The 17,825-nt window shown below is 58.6% G+C and carries 20 protein-coding genes; 13 read left to right on the top strand and 7 right to left on the bottom strand.

Going from position 1 to position 17,825, the window contains the following annotated elements; all coding sequences use genetic code 11:
- Positions 1–59: 59 nt before the first annotated feature.
- The gene (locus tag PSH66_RS22745) at positions 60–686 is read right to left on the bottom strand and encodes a TetR/AcrR family transcriptional regulator (protein ID WP_003175676.1); all 627 of its coding nucleotides are present in this window, start codon (positions 684–686) and stop codon (positions 60–62) included.
- 125 nt (positions 687–811) lie between these two features.
- Here PSH66_RS22745 and PSH66_RS22740 point away from each other — a divergent pair, with 125 nt between their 5' ends.
- The 3 genes from PSH66_RS22740 (at position 812) to PSH66_RS22730 (ending at position 3,268) form a co-directional block, all read left to right on the top strand.
- Positions 812–1,870 carry an MBL fold metallo-hydrolase gene (locus PSH66_RS22740; protein WP_003175675.1) on the top strand — a complete coding sequence of 353 codons (1,059 nt, stop codon included), beginning with the start codon at positions 812–814 and terminating at the stop codon, positions 1,868–1,870.
- Positions 1,871–1,977: 107 nt separating this feature from the next.
- Positions 1,978–2,721 carry a hypothetical protein gene (locus tag PSH66_RS22735; protein ID WP_181408580.1) on the top strand — a complete coding sequence of 248 codons (744 nt, stop codon included), beginning with the start codon at positions 1,978–1,980 and terminating at the stop codon, positions 2,719–2,721.
- Positions 2,711–3,268, top strand: a complete 558-nt coding sequence (locus PSH66_RS22730) for an AAA family ATPase (protein ID WP_003175673.1) — start codon at positions 2,711–2,713, stop codon at positions 3,266–3,268. The genes PSH66_RS22735 and PSH66_RS22730 overlap by 11 nt, the downstream gene beginning before the upstream one ends.
- On the opposite strand, the gene PSH66_RS22725 is transcribed toward PSH66_RS22730, so the two are convergent.
- Positions 3,198–3,578 carry a helix-turn-helix transcriptional regulator gene (locus tag PSH66_RS22725; protein WP_080547118.1) on the bottom strand — a complete coding sequence of 127 codons (381 nt, stop codon included), beginning with the start codon at positions 3,576–3,578 and terminating at the stop codon, positions 3,198–3,200. The genes PSH66_RS22730 and PSH66_RS22725 overlap by 71 nt on opposite strands.
- Positions 3,579–3,637: 59 nt before the next feature.
- Here PSH66_RS22725 and PSH66_RS22720 point away from each other — a divergent pair, with 59 nt between their 5' ends.
- Positions 3,638–4,390 (top strand): hypothetical protein, encoded by a 753-nt coding sequence (locus PSH66_RS22720; protein WP_305427690.1) that lies wholly within the window; start codon positions 3,638–3,640, stop codon positions 4,388–4,390.
- Between the two features lie 5 nt (positions 4,391–4,395).
- Here the strand turns inward: PSH66_RS22720 and PSH66_RS22715 are convergent, their stop codons facing one another.
- Positions 4,396–5,340: a hypothetical protein gene (locus PSH66_RS22715; protein ID WP_003175671.1), complete on the bottom strand. Its 945-nt coding sequence runs from the start codon at positions 5,338–5,340 to the stop codon at positions 4,396–4,398.
- A 365-nt stretch (positions 5,341–5,705) separates the two neighbouring features.
- Between PSH66_RS22715 and PSH66_RS22710 the strand changes: the two genes are divergently transcribed.
- Entirely contained in the window at positions 5,706–5,993 is a 288-nt protein-coding gene (locus PSH66_RS22710) for a type II toxin-antitoxin system Phd/YefM family antitoxin (RefSeq protein ID WP_003175670.1), read from the top strand.
- Positions 5,983–6,270 (top strand): type II toxin-antitoxin system RelE/ParE family toxin, encoded by a 288-nt coding sequence (locus PSH66_RS22705; protein WP_370694816.1) that lies wholly within the window; start codon positions 5,983–5,985, stop codon positions 6,268–6,270. Before PSH66_RS22710 ends, PSH66_RS22705 begins: the two co-directional genes overlap by 11 nt.
- Before the next feature lie 153 nt (positions 6,271–6,423).
- Here the strand turns inward: PSH66_RS22705 and PSH66_RS22700 are convergent, their stop codons facing one another.
- The 3 genes from PSH66_RS22700 to PSH66_RS22690 form a co-directional block, all read right to left on the bottom strand.
- Positions 6,424–7,071, bottom strand: a complete 648-nt coding sequence (locus tag PSH66_RS22700) for an HAD-IB family hydrolase (RefSeq protein WP_042945170.1) — start codon at positions 7,069–7,071, stop codon at positions 6,424–6,426.
- A 70-nt stretch (positions 7,072–7,141) separates the two neighbouring features.
- Positions 7,142–7,855 (bottom strand): HNH endonuclease signature motif containing protein, encoded by a 714-nt coding sequence (locus PSH66_RS22695; protein WP_305427689.1) that lies wholly within the window; start codon positions 7,853–7,855, stop codon positions 7,142–7,144.
- 282 nt (positions 7,856–8,137) lie between these two features.
- A complete protein-coding gene (locus PSH66_RS22690; RefSeq protein WP_141063294.1) occupies positions 8,138–9,388 on the bottom strand; it encodes a ribonucleotide-diphosphate reductase subunit beta in 1,251 nt (416 codons plus the stop codon).
- Between the two features lie 445 nt (positions 9,389–9,833).
- On the opposite strand from PSH66_RS22690, the gene vapB reads away from it, so the two are divergent.
- Positions 9,834–10,106 (top strand): type II toxin-antitoxin system VapB family antitoxin, encoded by a 273-nt coding sequence (gene vapB / locus PSH66_RS22685; protein WP_370694815.1) that lies wholly within the window; start codon positions 9,834–9,836, stop codon positions 10,104–10,106.
- 163 nt (positions 10,107–10,269) lie between these two features.
- Here the strand turns inward: vapB and PSH66_RS22680 are convergent, their stop codons facing one another.
- Positions 10,270–10,539 carry a DUF2790 domain-containing protein gene (locus PSH66_RS22680; protein ID WP_305427688.1) on the bottom strand — a complete coding sequence of 90 codons (270 nt, stop codon included), beginning with the start codon at positions 10,537–10,539 and terminating at the stop codon, positions 10,270–10,272.
- A 397-nt stretch (positions 10,540–10,936) separates the two neighbouring features.
- Between PSH66_RS22680 and acs the strand changes: the two genes are divergently transcribed.
- The 6 genes from acs to PSH66_RS22650 all read left to right on the top strand — a co-directional run bounded on the left by acs (position 10,937) and on the right by PSH66_RS22650 (position 17,757).
- Entirely contained in the window at positions 10,937–12,892 is a 1,956-nt protein-coding gene (acs, locus tag PSH66_RS22675) for an acetate--CoA ligase (RefSeq protein ID WP_305427687.1), read from the top strand.
- Between the two features lie 696 nt (positions 12,893–13,588).
- Positions 13,589–14,374, top strand: coding sequence for an ABC transporter substrate-binding protein (locus PSH66_RS22670; RefSeq protein ID WP_003175663.1), 786 nt, complete (start codon positions 13,589–13,591; stop codon positions 14,372–14,374).
- A 92-nt stretch (positions 14,375–14,466) separates the two neighbouring features.
- On the top strand, positions 14,467–15,156 hold the full coding sequence (locus tag PSH66_RS22665) for an ABC transporter permease (RefSeq protein ID WP_003175662.1): 690 nt from the start codon (positions 14,467–14,469) through the stop codon (positions 15,154–15,156).
- Positions 15,153–15,851, top strand: coding sequence for an ABC transporter permease (locus PSH66_RS22660; RefSeq protein ID WP_003175661.1), 699 nt, complete (start codon positions 15,153–15,155; stop codon positions 15,849–15,851). Before PSH66_RS22665 ends, PSH66_RS22660 begins: the two co-directional genes overlap by 4 nt.
- A gap of 1 nt (position 15,852) precedes the next feature.
- Positions 15,853–16,965 (top strand): succinylglutamate desuccinylase/aspartoacylase family protein, encoded by a 1,113-nt coding sequence (locus tag PSH66_RS22655; protein WP_078734376.1) that lies wholly within the window; start codon positions 15,853–15,855, stop codon positions 16,963–16,965.
- A 27-nt stretch (positions 16,966–16,992) separates the two neighbouring features.
- Positions 16,993–17,757, top strand: a complete 765-nt coding sequence (locus PSH66_RS22650) for an ABC transporter ATP-binding protein (protein ID WP_003175659.1) — start codon at positions 16,993–16,995, stop codon at positions 17,755–17,757.
- Positions 17,758–17,825: the final 68 nt, after the last annotated feature.

The following is a 17,825-nucleotide window of genomic DNA, read 5'->3' as shown; positions in this document are numbered from 1 at the left end:
GCAAAACAGAGGGCGAATGCGTCAAAAGCGACCTTAAATGTCGCGCATACAACCGAGGTTTACGCCTGCCGAGGAGAGACGATTTCGTAACCGGCCAGGAACAGGTCGATGGCCGACTCAATCACGCTGGCCTGGCTGGCTGCATCGAGGGTGGGTTGGCCCAGGGTGATCTGTGGCCAGAAGGCGAAGGCCTTGAGCATGCTCTGGATCTGGTGGGCGGCAAACGCCGGGTCTGTGCAGGAGAGGCGACCGTCTTGCTGGGCGGCGCGTACCCATTGGGTGAAGCCTTCTTCACGCTGGCTCAGGCGGTTGACCATGTCTTGCGCGCGTTCCGGCGAATGGATAGTGGCGGCAATGGCAACTCGGGCCAGATCAAGGAAGTTGGCGTCCGACATCATCTTCATCTTCGCTTCCAGCAAACCGCGCAATTGTTCGCGCAGGGGGCGTTCGCTGGCGTAGCTGACGTCCAGTTGCGCTGCGCTGCTGGCCCAGAGCTGGTGAAGGATCTCGGCGAACAGCTCTTCCTTACTGGGGAAGTGGTTGTACACCGTGCGCTTGGAAACGCCGGCGGTGGCCGCGATCTTGTCCATGCTGGTGACCTCGAAGCCGTTGGCCCGAAACTCGGCGATGGCGGCAGCCACGATGGCTTCGCGTTTGCGGTCGGTGAGGCGTAGAGGGGCAGTCATGGGTAGCGTTCGGCTCTTGGGCGGCAAAATTACACTCGGTAGTTTACTTGCTCCGGATTTTGTTGCAATCTTGAAACTACACTGTGCAGTGTAATTCGTGAGCGGACCGTAGGAGTCACTCTGTAATGGCAACTATCTCTTCCCGTGTCGACCCTTCGCCTGTCGCGCTCCAGCCTGCCGAGCAAGGCCAGGGGCACTTCAGCAACAACCCGCCGGTGCCACACGGTGGGTTTGGCAAAACCTTGCGTATCTTCTGGAACATGCTGTTCAACAAACCACGCAGCACGCGACCGGTGGGAACGATCCCGGTGCAGCCGCTGACCCGCGAGCAATTGTTGGCGGCGCCTGACCACAGTGTGTTTCGCCTTGGGCATTCCACGGTATTGCTGAAAATGCGCGGCAAGTTCTGGGTAACCGACCCAGTGTTCGCCGAACGCGCATCGCCGTTCAGCTGGGCCGGTCCCAAGCGCTTCCATCAACCGCCGATCAGCCTTGAAGAACTGCCCGCCCTGGAGGCGGTGATTCTTTCCCACAATCACTACGACCATCTTGACCGCAAGGCCGTCATGCAGTTGGCCGACAAGACCCAGTACTTTCTTGCGCCGCTCGGCGTGGGCGACCTGTTGATCAAATGGGGGGTGGAGGCCGGCAAGGTCCGTCAACTGGATTGGTGGCAGGGCACCGAGGTAGATGGCCTTCGTTTTATCGCCACCCCTGCGCAGCATTTTTCCGGGCGCGGCCTGTTCGATGCCAACCAGACCCTGTGGTGTTCCTGGGTAATGATCGACGGCCCACGCCGAATCTTTTTCAGTGGCGATACCGGTTACTTCGACGGCTTCAAGCGCATTGGCGAACAGTACGGCCCGTTTGACCTGACGTTGATGGAAACCGGCGCCTACAACGTCGATTGGCCCCACGTGCACATGCAGCCGGAGCAAACCCTGCAGGCGCATATCGATCTCAGGGGCCGCTGGCTGCTGCCGATCCACAACGGCACCTTCGACCTGGCGTTTCATGCCTGGCATGAACCGTTTGATCGCATTATGGCGTTAGCCTGGGAACGCAATGTGTCGATTACCACGCCACCGATGGGGCAGGCATTCAGCCTGAGCCAGCCCGAGCGCGGCTGTGCATGGTGGCTGGAGGTGGAAACACTGGGCGCGCAGGCGCCACTCATGAGCTGATAGCGCTGCTGTCGGAAAAAGGAGTTTGCAAGCTGTTTCAGAGCTGCGACAAGCGCCGGTGAAGGGTGCGATCATCCCCCGAAACAGACTTTTCAGGGGGCGTTCTGATGGAATGCAGCTGTAGGAAATACTGGCGTGCGGGGCTGCCTTGCCCGACGATGCAACCGCCGCCTGCGTTAATGGAACCCGCAGGCACCGCGGCTGCCCATCCTCCCGCCGAGCGCGCGAGCCCGCGCAGTATTGCTTTTGATGTCGAGCCTGCACCGGCTCATCCTGGCGTTCTGGTCCCTGGATACAACGCCCTCGCGCTTCCCCTCAAACCCCTGCGTGACCCTGCGTTGTCATTGATCGCCTTGAGCGGGGTAGACCCGTCAGAGCCCGTGATGGTGGAAGTGCCGCTGGTGCAAAACAACAGCGCTTTTACCTGCGCACGCACCTTGGCTGGCAGGCGCGTGGGGTTTGCCGACCGATATCAGCGTGGCGATGAGCATTGCCCCATCGAACACCGTGCTTCGTTCAGTCGCGCGCTGGATGTGTTGCGCAGCGCCGGTGCGCAGCTGTTGCCGGTGCCGGCACAACTGCCGGATGATGGCCTGTACTTCAACCTGCATACCCGTAATGAAATCGATGAACGGGTGACTGAATATCGGCTGGATGCCCTGGTGTCGGACAGCCAGAGCGATGCCTTCCATGCGGCCTGCTGGAGTGGCTATCCGGTCATCCGCGAGCCACTCGATGACGGCGCGACGCTGTGGTTCTACGCCGCTCGCTGGTCGAGGGATTCGCTGGCAGACCTGGTACAGAGTTATCGCAGCGTGCGTGACCTGATGGACTTACGGCATGGCTTATAGAATTCACATCCTCGGCGCTGCGGGTGCCGGCACCACCACCCTGGGCATTGCCCTGGCCAGACGACTGAACGTCGATTACTTCGACACCGACGACTTTTACTGGCAGCAAACAGAATCCCCCTTCACCGTGGCCCGGCTCAAGGGTGAACGCATCCGTTTGTTGCAGGAGCACACCGCCGGGCTTGAAGGCTGGGTGCTGTCCGGCTCGCTGTGCGGCTGGGGTGACCCGATGATTGAGCAATTCACCCACGTGGTCTTCCTGCGCCTGGACCCGCAAGTACGCTTGCAGCGCCTGCGCCTGCGGGAAGTGCAACGCTATGGTGACCAGATCCTCAAAGGCGGCAGCCGCCATGACAACAGCATCGCCTTCCTGGCCTGGGCCGCGCGCTACGACGAAGGCAACCACAGCCTGCGCAGCTTGCGTCGGCATGAAACCTGGTTGAAGGCGCTGGAGTGTCCGGTGATCCGGTTGGACTCTACGCACCATTCGGTTGAGGCGTTGGTGGATCGATTGATACCGTTGTTGAGCCCATCCACCGAGCGATGACGCCTTGTGCAGTCGGTTCGGCAGGGGGGGTCTCGAATCGCCGAGCACTCATACCCCACCCCGGCGCAAACCCCGGAAAAAACACCAACCCTTCAGCCTCCAGCCGAAAGGCCAATGCCAGGCGGGTCTCATCACCCACGTCAGCCTGGCTTTCAAACTGTTGAATCGCTTCCACCGCTACGCCCGCCTGGCGGGCCAGGTCTTCGCGGCTCCAGCCCAGCATGGCGCGGGCCTGTACGCTGTGTTTGGCGGTGAATTGATGCAGGACGATCTGCTGTTCTACGAAAGAGCTCATTGCCAGAGAGGACATGGGGTTCTCCAGGATTCGACGGGGGAGGGCAAACTATACTGTGTTTTTGTACAGTTGTTTTGACCGCTCATCAACTGATTATTTTTTATTGCTGTCCCGTTTGCGTTACTTTTAGCGATGCCACTCACTTGTCCCCGGAATCTGCTGTGCTCACGTTCAATTGCTCTCAAGCCGCCTGCGACTTTTTCAGCCGTATCCACAAGGGCAAAAAAATCACACCTATTGAAAAAGTCGTAGCCTTGAGTGCTGGCGACACTGAGTTGCAGGCGGACCCTGAGCAATGGTTGGTCCACGCCGCAACGGTCAAACGCAAACATGTGTTGGTAGTCATCCATTTGAAGACGCGCTACAGCATGTTGTTCTTTGATATGGCAAAGGCCGATGACGCAAGCTTTGTGCAGGCCTTTATCCATCGCTGGGTAGACGGCGTGATGGACATGGCTTTGAAGTGCGGCGTACTGGACATGATCGACCCGCAGGCTTGCGCACGTCTAATGAGCGACGCAGGGCAATCCTATCGCCTGCTCCAGCGCGGCGACCGTAGCAGCCAGACGCAAATCAATGAAATCCTCCGAGTGTTCAAATGGAACGCCGAAGACTTCGACTTCGTGACGCAGCCATGGAGCGCAAGGCGCTATGACGTGGGGATCAACCGCACACCCAGAACGATCGCCGGGATAAAAGGCTATGGATGGCCCGACCAGGAAATGCTCATCCATTGGTTGACGGCAGTGGGCGGCGTGGACGCGGCAACAGCCCAACGAGCCCGCGAGCAATATCGGCAGGCATCTCTGTCAGGCGCAATGCCCTGACATGCTTATAGCCCCGGCGCCTCCCGAATAATCAGGTGGTCCAGGTTCTCGATATTGGCACTGAACACGCCGAACGTCTGCTCGGGGTTTTTCTTGCTGGGCACCTGTTTCAGTTCCGGCGTCACGCCGTAGAAGAAGCAATACAAGGCCCGCTCGCTGTCCACCGCGGCCTTGATCTGTTCCAGGAACGCCGTGCGTTTGCGGTAGTTCTCGATAAGTTTTTTGCTCAGGTAGACGTTGACTGAGTAAGGCTTTTTATCGAGCCACACCTTCTTTTCGAAGTCGATGCGAAAGCTGCTGGTGTAATCCTTGATGGCCTTGATCTTGCCCCAGTAGATCAAGCCCTTGTTGTCCTGCAGGTACTCGATCTTCTTGAAAAACGTCCAGTAGGTCGCGGTGTGGTCGCCGATTTTCAGCGGCATGGACTTGAGCGTGTCCTTGTCGTCGATATTGGAGACGTAGCATTCCACCGGGTGGGCGAACACACTGGTTTTGTCCGGGGTGGTGTCGCTGGCACTGTGAGAGGCGGTCACCCGATGCGCAGGAGACTTGGCGACCTCTTGTGGGACGTTTCCTTCGATACCACTCGCTGGGGGTTTACGTTCGTATTGGCGGCGCGTCAGTACGAACTCCGACGGGAAGTGGTCCTCGCGCTCGTCATCACTTTCACCCGTAGCGGCCTTGTGATTGCTGGCGTAGCGGCAGCCGTCGATATGCCGGGTGCTGGTCTTGTTCTTGAAGTGCGGCGTGCGCAGGTAGTTGACGTTCTTGGCGTTGAAGGTGCTTAGCGCATTACCCGCCTCGAACGCCAGGCGGCAGGCATCGTTGGGGCACAGGAAGCTGTCCTGCTCCGAATCGTAGGCGGCGGTTTCGTCGAAATTCAGGTCTCTTACGTCGTAGATCGACAGTTTGTCGTCGAGACTCAGGCTGTAGGCCGTGTCGAATTTCATGGGGGCTCGGGTCCGTCAGAGGTATGACTGGATATTACGCAAATATCAGTCTTTACGAAGCACAAATGTGGGAGCTGTCGAGCCCCAGCGAGGCTGCGAAGGGAGCGCCTCGGTTCACTTGGCGAGCGCGCTATTTGTATCGATACATTTTTCCGCATAGGCAGCAAGCCATCTGACTTTTATTGTCTTTCCCATCCCGGAGAAGGGTGCCTATGCATCAAACAAAAATCACCTCAGGCAATCAGCGAATTAAAGAGCCCTTCAACGACTGAACGTGTTTGGAAAAGCTGCAATCGCTCCGTCAGCCGCTTGTAGTTAAGCGAAAAAAAGACCTAAATAACGACCTATTTTAAAGGGGGATCTCCATGCAACTCATTCTGGCTGACGTGGCTGTCAGCGTATCCGAACTCAAAAAGAACCCGTCATCCGTCATGAACGGAGCCAACGGCTCGGCGGTGGCTGTCCTGAACCACAATCGCGTGATGGGTTATATGGTACCGGCAAGCGTCTACGAGGCAATGGTTGAACGCCTTGATGAGCTGGAGCTGGTGCAATTGGTCAAGGAGAGGCTGGACGCCAAGGAGGTGCTGATTCGGGTGTCCCTTGATGAGCTGATTGCTGAGGCAGAGGCGGATATCGCCAATGGGCATTGAGTTTAGTATTGAGTGGGATCCAAAGGCATTAAAGGAACTCAAAAAACTGGACGGTACACTTCGTCATCAGTTTTTGCGCAAACTTCAAGAGCGCCAAGATCACCCGCGGGTTCCAGGTGATGCGCTTTATGGAATGAAGGATTGCTACATGATCAAATTACGTGGGGCCGGCTACCGGCTGGTTTACCGTGTTGAGGACGATCGAATAGTCATCCTCGTATTAGCGGTGGGTAAGCGCGAGCGTAGCACTGTCTACGATTCGGCCAAGAGCCGATAAGTATTGAGTTAACCTGGTTTAACCGCTCAACCCCAAGCACCCCATGCTAGTGCGCGACCCTCAAGCCTAAACCGCTCAACTGTGGGAGCTGTCGAGCCCCAGCGAGGCTGCGAAGGGATCGACTCGGTGTTCCACCGATCCCAATTACCCGCATCACCGCTGCAACCGGGCCCGCTTTTTCTTCTTCGCATGAAAGTGCCGAAAATGCGCATCCTGCGCCGCCGCCAACAATTCCCTATCCCCCCGCGTATCGCCCCAGGCCCTGAGCCGATACTCCCCCAGGTCCCCATACACCGCCTCAAGCCGCAGCACCTTGTTCTCACAGCGGCAATTATTCCCCGTGAGCTTGCCGGTCAGCACCCCGTCCACCACCTCAAGCTCAGTCCCGATCAAGCGGATCCCAAGCCGATCGGCAAACGGCTGCAACACCAACGCCGGCGACGCCGAACACAGCGTCACCACCGCCCCCGAGCCCAGCTCCTGCTCCACCGACAACACCCCAGCCGGGCGCATCAACCGCGCCCAATTACGCTGGCAATACTCCTCGGCCTTCTGCTGCACCCAGGTCTTTTCCACGCCCGTCATAAAGGTGCGAATCAACTGCGCCTTCAACTCATCCCGGCTGATCTGCCGCACCAGAAAGCGCAGCCCCGGCACCGCCAGCTTGACCATCCGGCCATAGAACGCGCCGGTGCCGAAGGCAAACTTGAGGAAGGGCACGAAACTGTCGTGGTGGGTGAGGGTGCCGTCGAAGTCAAAGACGGAAAGTACTTTGGCGTCAGCGGGGCCGGCTTCGAGCATGTCTGGGTTCACGGGTTGGCCTCGGTCCTATTTAATAGTTTTAGCGTGCATCAGCTGTGACAGCAGGAGTCTACTCCTGTGCCAATCTTCCGATTTTGGCGTAAAGCCCTTCGGTAAATGCCTCCCGGTCGCTCGACCGGTGACAACGCTGATGGCAGTTGGGGCACAAGGCTACAGCATTGGTGATGCGATCCGAACCCTTCTGGGCCAGGTGCTTGACGTGATGTACTTCAAGAAATGGCAGACCATCGACCTCGAACGGCGCGTTAGAGCCACAGCCTTCGCAGATGCCTTTGGCTTCCTTCAGCACCCAGGCGCGTACTTTTGGATCGCGAACGAAGGAGGTGCTGACGGTGGATACTTTCTGTGGTTGGGCAATGCCGTCCGGTAGTTTTGGGAAAGGTTGTTGCTGCAGTTTGGACGCGCGGCGGATAAGCGTTTGCTCGTCTGCTGTTTGGGCGGCGTCTTCGGATTCGAATACACCCTGCGCTGCGAGGGCTTGGCGGATGCGTTGTTCTACGCCGGTGCCAACATTTTTGGCAGGCTTATAGCCTTCGATGCGGTCCCAGCCCATACGCACAAGCACGGTGGAGATGTTTTGCATGCGGAATTCGATGGAGCCCTTTGCACGGCCTGCCACCGGACCTTCTCGCAGAAGTCGGTTCTCGAGGGCTTTGTTGAAAGGTTGGCCGTTTTTTTCCCAGGCCAACATCTTTAAGTAAGCCTCCACCGCAGCTGCCAGCTCCGCGTCACTCCAGTCCGTTTTGTCTTTCGTTATGTCCATACAGCCGCCGAGGGTAGAAAACCCTCGGACGATACTGAGTAGCCACTATTGAGTCTACGAAATTTCCTACGGGCAGGTCGGAATTGGCAGTCGTCTGTGCTAGTAGATTCGCTGCTTCATTCGGAACGGTTGCATGAGCTTTCGCCACCACGGCGTCTTTGCTCGCTCTCTGCATCAACCGATCCATGGCTGATGTTTTCGTAGGAAGGGTCTTGTTCAATCCAGTGAGCATAAAAAAGCCCTGAACAAGTCAGGGCTCTTTAGTGTTACTTGATTTGGGAATCAATCCCAGCTCAACGCCCCACCCGTCTGATACTCAATAACCCGAGTCTCAAAGAAATTCTTCTCTTTCTTCAAGTCCATAATCTCGCTCATCCAAGGGAACGGGTTAGTCGTCCCTGGATACTCTTCCTTCAAGCCGATCTGCGACAACCGACGGTTAGCAATGAACTTGAGGTAATCCTCCATCATCGCCGCATTCATGCCCAACACACCGCGAGGCATGGTGTCGCGAGCGTACTCGATCTCCAGCTGCGTCCCCTGCAGGATCATCTGGGTCGCTTCTTCCTTCATCTCGGCATCCCACAGGTGTGGGTTTTCGATTTTGATCTGGTTGATCACATCGATACCGAAGTTCAGGTGCATCGACTCATCCCGCAGGATGTACTGGAACTGCTCGGCCACGCCGGTCATTTTGTTGCGGCGGCCCATGGAGAGGATCTGGGTGAAGCCGCAGTAGAAGAAGATGCCTTCCAGCACGCAGTAGTAGGCGACCAGATTGCGCAGCAGTTCCTTGTCGGTGTCGACGGTGCCGGTTTCGAACTTCGGATCGGAGATCGAGCGGGTGTATTTCAGGCCCCAGGCTGCCTTTTTGGCGACCGATGGAATCTCGTGGTACATGTTGAAGATCTCGCCTTCATCCATGGCCAGCGATTCGATGCAGTACTGGTAGGCGTGGGTGTGGATCGCTTCTTCGAAGGCCTGGCGCAGGATGTACTGGCGGCACTCCGGGTTGGTGATCAGGCGGTACACGGCCAGGACCAGGTTGTTGGCGACCAGGGAGTCGGCGGTGGAGAAGAAGCCGAGGTTGCGCATGACGATGCGGCGTTCGTCGTCGGTGAGGCCTTCGGGGTTTTTCCACAGGGCGATGTCGGCGGTCATGTTGACCTCTTGCGGCATCCAGTGGTTGGCGCAGCCGTCGAGGTACTTCTGCCAGGCCCAGTCGTACTTGAACGGCACGAGTTGGTTGAGGTCGGCGCGGCAGTTGATCATGCGTTTTTCATCAACGGCGACGCGGGCGGAGGCGCCTTCGAGTTCGGCGAGGCCTTCGGCGACGTCGAGTTTGTCCAGGGCGGCCTTGGCGCGCACGATGGCGGCCGAATCATTGGCGGTGACGGCGCGGGCTTCCACGGCGGCAGCGGCGCCGGCACCGTCGAGGCGGTCCATGTTGGCTTCGCTGGCGTGGCCGGCGTTGGCGCCTTTGGCGGTTACTTCGCCTTCTTCTTCTTTGTCGAATTCGTCCCAGCTCAGCATGACGTGTCGTCTCCTGCGTGAGGGCTCAAAGGTGCCCGTGTGAAACCGGATGGTTGGGTGTTCACACGGCCCAGGGCCGCGGTGGATCTTAAGGAATCGTTTGTTGCAGCAGCTCGCGCAGGCAAATAAACGGAAATGGCGTAGCGGGTCCTGCATGAGGCTGAGGGGCGCAGCGGTAGGTGCAAGCTCGCGCGCAGGCCTCGGTCTGGTGCTTCGTCCCTGTGTAAAGGGATATTGCAGGCCCGATTTACCCGCGCATTATAGGGAAAAATTCGGGTTTGTGTTGCGGCGGATGGTCTCGGCGAGCGGACAAAAAGGCTGCTATTTGGGCCAGAGTGAGGGTTTGCAGGGGTTTGGCGGGGTAGGAGATTTTTGACGGGCGGTGGCGGTTTTTTACTGAGGCGAGCAATGGTGATCAGATTGTAGATATTTGCATTGCTCTACGATGACGCGCTGCCATAAATTGCTGCAGATCAGCGAGGGGGGCGCTCTAATGCGCACAATTTCAATCATAAAGGATGGCGACGGGCAGAGAATTCATCTGCCGGCGGATATGGCTTACGACGGTGTGGATGAGTTGGACATTAGTCGGGAGGGCAACACGATTATCTTGCGGCCAGCCAGACCCAGTTGGTTATCTCTGGCGGATTTGCCTAGGGCGGATGAGGGTTTTTTGCAAGAGAGGGAAGAGATAATTAAGGGTGTGAGGCCGGAATAGGGGGCGTTTGGCGCTATTGCATCGGTACGGCTGACACCGCTATCGGGGGCAAGTCGAATCGTCGCACCGCCCCTCCCACATTTGAACCGCGTCGTGCCAGGGGCCGGGCCTTTGCCGCAAGAACGATTTCTTGCGGCGAATAAGCTTCCAGCTTGAAAACTGTTTATCCGTTAGAGCAACCATCGCCCATCACGTGATAATTAAGAACATGGCGCTGGCCTTGGGAATCGTCATATTCCATCTTCACCGGTACAACTTCGCAGACATTCGGAACATTGCTCATGGATATAACTTTGGCGACGTCCAGATGGGTGCTGTAGGTGTAGTCCTCAACAACCGGCGCATTCTGGCCGGCCAGTTCGGTGGGGGCTTCGTCGGCCAGGGCGGCGGTTGCACACAGGCTGCTCAGGGCCATCACTACTAACGCTTTCATTTCTCTATTGACCTTCTTCAGGGCGAAAGGGGTCACGGGGCCCTTATGAGGCCGCGTGCGTAACTTAAAAGTTGGGAAGTTCGGATTAACGTTGCCTTCGTGGGGGCTGTTGCGTTGTTAATCTCAGTGCCGGTTGGCGGAATCGATTTTAGGCGTGCGGGTTATATTCATATACCCGTAGTTTTGATAAACACTTTTGGCGGTTTTTGTAACAATCCTGTGGTAAAGGTTTTTTCACAAACTGGCAAAGCGCCGCAGGCCGCGGGCCAGAGGGGCAAAGGAGGATGTCGGGGTAATTTGTAGGGGCTTGTTACTACCATCGTCGAATGGTTCTATAGGCCAGCCCCGGCTACAACAGGGCCATACAAAAACAACGATTGTCACCGAGGTAAGAAAGATGAGTGCGGCTTCCCTGTACCCCGTTCGCCCCGAAGTAGCAGCCAACACGCTGACCGATGAGGCGACCTACAAGGCCATGTACCAGCAGTCGGTGGTCAACCCCGACGGTTTCTGGCGTGAGCAAGCCAAGCGCCTTGACTGGGTCAAGCCTTTCACCGCGGTCAAGCAGACCTCTTTCGATGACCACCATGTCGACATCAAGTGGTTCGCTGATGGCACCCTGAACGTTTCCTACAACTGCCTGGACCGTCACCTCGCCGAGCGTGGCGACCAGGCGGCGATCATCTGGGAGGGCGATGACCCTGCCGAAAGCCGCACCATCACCTACCGCGAACTGCACGAAGAAGTCTGCAAGTTCGCCAACGCCCTGCGTGGCCAGGATGTGCATCGCGGCGACGTGGTGACTATCTATATGCCAATGATCCCCGAAGCCGTGGTTGCCATGCTGGCGTGTGCCCGCATCGGTGCGATCCACTCGGTGGTATTCGGCGGTTTCTCGCCGGAGGCCCTGGCCGGTCGCATCATTGACTGTAAGTCGAAGGTGGTGATCACCGCCGACGAAGGTGTTCGCGCCGGTAAGAAGATTCCGCTCAAGGCCAACGTCGACGACGCCCTGACCAACCCGGAAACCAGCAGCATCCAGAAAGTCATCGTATGCAAGCGCACCAACGGCGCGATCAAGTGGAACCAGCATCGCGACATCTGGTACGAAGACCTGATGAAAGTGGCGGGCACCGTGTGTGCGCCCAAAGAGATGGGCGCCGAAGAAGCGCTGTTCATCCTCTATACCTCCGGCTCCACCGGCAAGCCCAAAGGCGTGCAGCACACCACCGGCGGCTACCTGTTGTATGCGGCCCTGACCCACGAGCGCGTGTTCGACTACCGTCCGGGCGAAATCTACTGGTGCACCGCCGACGTCGGTTGGGTCACCGGCCACACCTATATCGTCTACGGCCCGCTGGCCAATGGCGCGACCACGCTGCTGTTCGAAGGCGTGCCGAACTACCCGGACATCACCCGGGTGGGCAAGATCGTCGACAAGCACAAGGTCAACATCCTCTACACCGCGCCGACCGCGATCCGCGCGATGATGGCGTCGGGCACTGCCGCTTGCGAAGGCGTGGATGGCAGCAGCCTGCGCCTGCTGGGTTCGGTGGGTGAGCCGATCAACCCCGAGGCGTGGGACTGGTACTACAAGAACGTCGGCCAATCCCGTTGCCCGATCGTCGACACCTGGTGGCAGACCGAAACCGGCGGCAACATGATGAGCCCGCTGCCGGGCGCCCATGCGCTCAAGCCGGGTTCGGCGGCGCGGCCGTTCTTTGGCGTGGTGCCGGCGTTGGTGGACAACCTGGGCAACCTGATCGAAGGCGCCGCCGAAGGCAACCTGGTGATCCTCGATTCGTGGCCGGGCCAGGCGCGTACGCTGTACGGCGACCATGACCGTTTCGTCGACACCTACTTCAAGACCTTCCGTGGCATGTACTTCACCGGTGACGGTGCGCGTCGTGACGAGGACGGTTACTACTGGATCACGGGTCGTGTGGATGACGTGTTGAACGTGTCCGGCCACCGCATGGGCACCGCCGAGATCGAAAGCGCCATGGTTGCCCACCCGAAAGTCGCCGAAGCGGCGGTGGTGGGTGTACCGCACGACATCAAGGGCCAGGGCATCTATGTGTATGTCACCCTCAAAAATGGCGAAGAGCCGAACGAGGCGCTGCGCCTGGAGCTGAAGAACTGGGTGCGCAAGGAGATCGGGCCGATCGCTTCGCCGGATGTGATCCAGTGGGCGCCGGGCTTGCCGAAGACGCGTTCGGGCAAGATCATGCGGCGGATTCTGCGCAAGATTGCTACGGCTGAGTATGACGGGTTGGGGGATATCTCCACCTTGGCCGACCCGGGTGTGGTGGCGCATTTGATTGAAACGCACAAGACCATGAACGTCGCGTAAGGCGGGGTAGGTGGGAAAGAGCCCCATTCGGTGTACGCCGAGTGGGGCTTTTTTATGATCTCTCAAAACCACTGAGGATCCCATGTGGGAGGGGGCTTGCCCCCGATGGCGGTGTGTCAGTGCTAACTATGCCAACTGACCCACCGCTATCGGGAGCAAGCCCCCTCCCACATTTGGATTGCATTTCAAGGTTTGTACAAGTGGTGGGTTTGATGGTCTGCGTGTTCATCAGTCCAATAAATATCGGTTTATCACGTAGGAGGTTTCTGAATGTTACCGAGCGGCGCAAATGTGTAACCCGTCGCCCAAACATGAGGCAAAGCGCTACGCCCTTGCCTGGAAAAACCCCATTCCAGACATCCCCTGAAATAAGATTAAACGCCACACTTGCCGTGCCAGAAGGCTTTGCGAATAATAGGCCCGCAATTTGCAGCGTCTACAGGTTTACTGTCTTTTGTCTCTGCATAAATTTCAGAGGCTGTCAATGAGCTGGAACTGCTTTCTCGGTGCTTCTGTAAATTGTTGTCGCATTGAGGAAATATCGGCTTCCGGCCTGTCGTTAGAATGCCGATCACTCGCTCGTCGTCTCCAGTGTTGAACTGGCGTAGGACGCAGCACCGCTTTCGGTTTCACCTTCGCCGCATCGTGGGCCATGGCTCATACTGCTGTTTTGCCCTATACCGATGGAGTCCCAAGATGAAGAAACTCGTGCTGTTGGGCGCCCTGGCGCTGTCCGTGCTGTCCATGCAGGTCTTTGCTGAAGGCAAGCCTCTGAAAATTGGTATCGAAGCGGCTTACCCTCCGTTTGCCTCCAAGGCGCCGGATGGCAGCATCGTCGGTTTTGACTACGACATCGGCAACGCCCTGTGCAAGCAGATGGACGTGAAGTGCACCTGGGTCGAGCAGGAATTCGACGGCCTGATCCCTGCGTTGAAAGTACGCAAGATCGACGCGATCCTGTCCTCGATGTCCATCACCGAAGACCGCAAGAAGTCCGTCGACTTCACCAACCGTTACTACCTGAGCCCGGCGCGCCTGGTGATGAAGGAAGGCACAACCGTCAGCGACAGCCTGGATGAATTGAAGGGCAAGAAGATCGGCGTGCAGCGCGGTTCGATCCACGACCGTTTCGCCAAGGAAGTCCTGGCCCCTAAAGGCGCTACCGTCGTTCCTTACAGCACCCAGAACGAAATCTACCTGGACGTGGAAGCCGGTCGCCTCGACGGCACCGTGGCCGACGCCACCCTGCTGCAGGACGGTTTCCTGAAAACCGACGCAGGCAAAGGCTACGCGTTTGTAGGCCCGTCGTTCACCGACGCCAAATACTTCGGTGACGGCATCGGCATCGCGGTACGCAAGGGCGACAAGGAAAACCTGGACCGCATCAACGCCGCTATCGCCGCGATCCGTGCCAATGGCGAGTACAAGAAAATCCAGGACAAGTACTTCGACTTCGATATTTACGGCGCTGACGCCAAGTAAATCGTCGCAGCTGTCTGTCCGAAATGGCGCAAGCAACAGAACACTCTGAAGTTTGCGCCATTTTTTCATCCCCCTTTTCGAGGACCTGAATCATGTTGAAAGGCTACGGGGCTGTCATCCTCGATGGCGCATGGTTGACGCTTCAGCTCGCCTTGTCGTCCATGGCCTTGGCCATTGTTCTGGGTCTGATCGGGGTCGCGTTACGCCTGTCGCCGGTGCGCTGGCTGGCCTGGCTGGGTGACTTGTACTCCACGGTGATCCGCGGGATCCCCGACCTGGTGCTGATCCTGTTGATTTTCTACGGCGGTCAGGACCTGCTCAACCGCGTCGCGCCGATGCTTGGCTACGACGACTATATCGATTTGAACCCCTTGGCCGCCGGTATCGGCACCCTGGGTTTCATCTTTGGCGCCTACCTGTCGGAAACCTTCCGCGGCGCCTTCATGGCCATTCCCAAGGGCCAGGCCGAAGCGGGCCTGGCGTATGGCATGAGCGGTTTCCAGGTGTTTTTCCGGGTGATGGTGCCGCAGATGATTCGGCTGGCGATCCCTGGTTTCACCAACAACTGGCTGGTACTGACCAAGGCCACCGCGCTGATTTCGGTGGTGGGCCTGCAAGACATGATGTTCAAGGCCAAGCAGGCGGCAGACGCCACCCGCGAGCCTTTTACCTTCTTCCTCGCAGTGGCGGCGATGTACCTGGTGATCACCAGCGTATCGTTGCTGGCCTTGCGTCATCTTGAGAAGCGCTACTCGGTAGGCGTAAGGGCGGCTGATCTATGATCTTCGACTACAACGTCATCTGGGAGTCCATGCCGCTGTACCTTGACGGCCTGCTGACCACCCTGAAACTGCTCGCCATCTCGCTGTTCTTCGGCCTGCTCGCCGCCTTGCCCCTGGGCTTGATGCGTGTGTCCAAGCAGCCGATCGTCAATGGCGCGGCATGGCTCTACACCTACGTGATCCGCGGCACGCCGATGCTGGTGCAGCTGTTTTTGATCTACTACGGCCTGGCGCAGTTTGAAGCGGTGCGTGAAAGCTTCCTGTGGCCGCTGCTGTCCAGCGCCACGTTCTGTGCGTGCCTGGCCTTTGCGATCAACACCAGCGCCTACACCGCCGAGATCATCGCCGGCAGCCTCAAGGCCACGCCCAATGGCGAGATCGAAGCGGCCAAGGCCATGGGTATGTCGCGTTACAAGCTGTACCGCCGCATCCTACTGCCGTCGGCCCTGCGCCGCGCACTGCCGCAATACAGCAACGAAGTGATCATGATGCTGCAGACCACCAGCCTGGCCTCCATCGTTACCCTGATCGACATCACCGGTGCGGCGCGCACGGTGAATGCGCAGTTCTATCTGCCGTTCGAGGCCTACATCACCGCCGGTGCGTTTTACCTGTGCCTGACCTTTATCCTGGTGCGCCTGTTCAAGTTGGCCGAGCGCCGCTGGCTGAGCTACCTGGCTCCACGGAAGCATTGAGATGGAACGTATCGATCACCTGTTGCCCTGGGGTCACCTGGGCTGCGAACGCCAGCTGAGTGTGTTTCGCTTTGGCAGCGGCGAGCGCAAGGCCTATATCCAGGCCAGCCTGCATGCCGATGAACTGCCCGGCATGCGCGCCGCCTGGGAACTGAAAAAGCGCCTCACCGAGCTGGAACAGCAGGGCGCGCTCAACGGCGTGATCGAGCTGGTGCCGGTGGCTAACCCGATGGGCTTGGGCCAGTTGCTGCAAGGCAGCCACCAGGGGCGTTTCGAGGTGGGCAGCGGCAAGAATTTCAACCGCGATTTCGTCGAGTTGAGCGAACCGGTCGCGGCGCTGCTGGACGGCAAGCTGGGCGATGATGCCCACGCCAATGTGCGCATGATTCGCCAGGCCATGAGCGATGCGCTCACCGCGCTGCCCGCGCCGAGCAGCCAGTTGCAAGGTATGCAACGCATCCTGCTGAGCCACGCCTGCACCGCCGACGTGGTGCTTGACCTGCACTGCGACGCCGAAGCCGCGCTGCACATGTACGCATTGCCTCAGCACTGGCCGCAATGGCGTTCGCTGTCGGCGCATTTGAATGTGAAGGTCGGCCTGCTGGCGGAAGACTCCGGCGGCAGTTCGTTTGATGAAGCGTGCTCGCTGCCGTGGTTGCGGCTGTCGCGCAGGTTCCCCGAAGCGCAAATCCCGCTGGCGTGCCTGGCCACGACCCTCGAGTTGGGCGGCCAGGCCGACACCGGCCGCGATGAAGCGATCTTCCACGCCGAAGGCATCCTCGCGTTCCTCGCCGAGCAGGGCCTGATCAAGGGCGAATGGCCGGCGCCGCGGTTTGAGCCGTGCGAAGGCCTGCCGTTCGAAGGCACCGAGTTACTGTTCGCGCCTCACGCCGGGGTGATCAGCTACCTGCGTAAAGCCGGCGACTGGGTTGAGAAGGGCGAAGCGATTTTTGAAGTGATTGACCCCCTGGAAGACCGCGTGAGCATTCTGTGCGCGGGCACCTCGGGGGTGTTGTTTGCCGTTGAACGGCTACGTTATGCCCAAGCGGGTTTTTGGCTGGCCAAGGTGGCGGGGCGCGACGCGCTGCGACACGGGCGCTTGCTCAACGACTGACCACCTGTTTTTGTGAGAACCGACCGCATGTACAAGCTTGAAGTCCAAGACCTGCATAAACGCTATGGCAGTCATGAAGTGCTCAAAGGCGTGTCCCTGGCCGCCGCGGCCGGTGATGTGATCAGCATCATCGGTTCCAGCGGTTCGGGCAAAAGTACCTTTTTGCGCTGCATCAACCTGCTGGAACAACCCCACGCCGGCAAGATTCTGCTCAACAACGAAGAGCTGAAACTGGTCGCCAACAAAGACGGCGCGCTGAAGGCCGCCGATCCTAAACAGCTGCAGCGCATGCGCTCGCGCCTGTCCATGGTGTTCCAGCATTTCAACCTGTGGTCGCACATGACCGCGCTGGAAAACGTGATGGAAGCCCCCGTGCACGTGCTGGGCGTTTCGAAGAAAGAAGCCCGCGAAAAGGCCGAGCACTACCTGGCCAAGGTCGGCGTGGGCCATCGTAAGGATGCGTTCCCCGGCCACATGTCCGGCGGCGAGCAACAGCGCGTGGCGATCGCCCGTGCCCTGGCGATGGAACCGGAGGTGATGCTGTTCGATGAACCCACCTCGGCGCTCGACCCGGAACTGGTCGGTGAGGTGCTCAAGGTGATGCAGGACCTGGCCCAGGAAGGCCGCACCATGGTGGTGGTGACCCACGAAATGGGCTTTGCCCGTGAAGTGTCCAACCAGTTGGTGTTCCTGCACAAAGGCATTGTTGAAGAGCGCGGCAACCCGAGGGAAGTGCTGGTCAATCCCCAATCCGAGCGGTTGCAGCAGTTCCTCTCCGGCAGCTTGAAATAGCCCTTTCCTGTTGGCGCTGCTTTATGTGGGAGGAGCCAGGCCCCCCTCCCACATTTGGATCTTCATCG

It is taken from the genome of Pseudomonas sp. FP597, from assembly GCF_030687435.1.
Taxonomy (GTDB): Bacteria; Pseudomonadota; Gammaproteobacteria; order Pseudomonadales; family Pseudomonadaceae; genus Aquipseudomonas; species Aquipseudomonas lactucae.
Note: the sequence above shows the minus strand (reverse complement) of the source record. Positions and strands in the feature narration are given on the sequence as shown.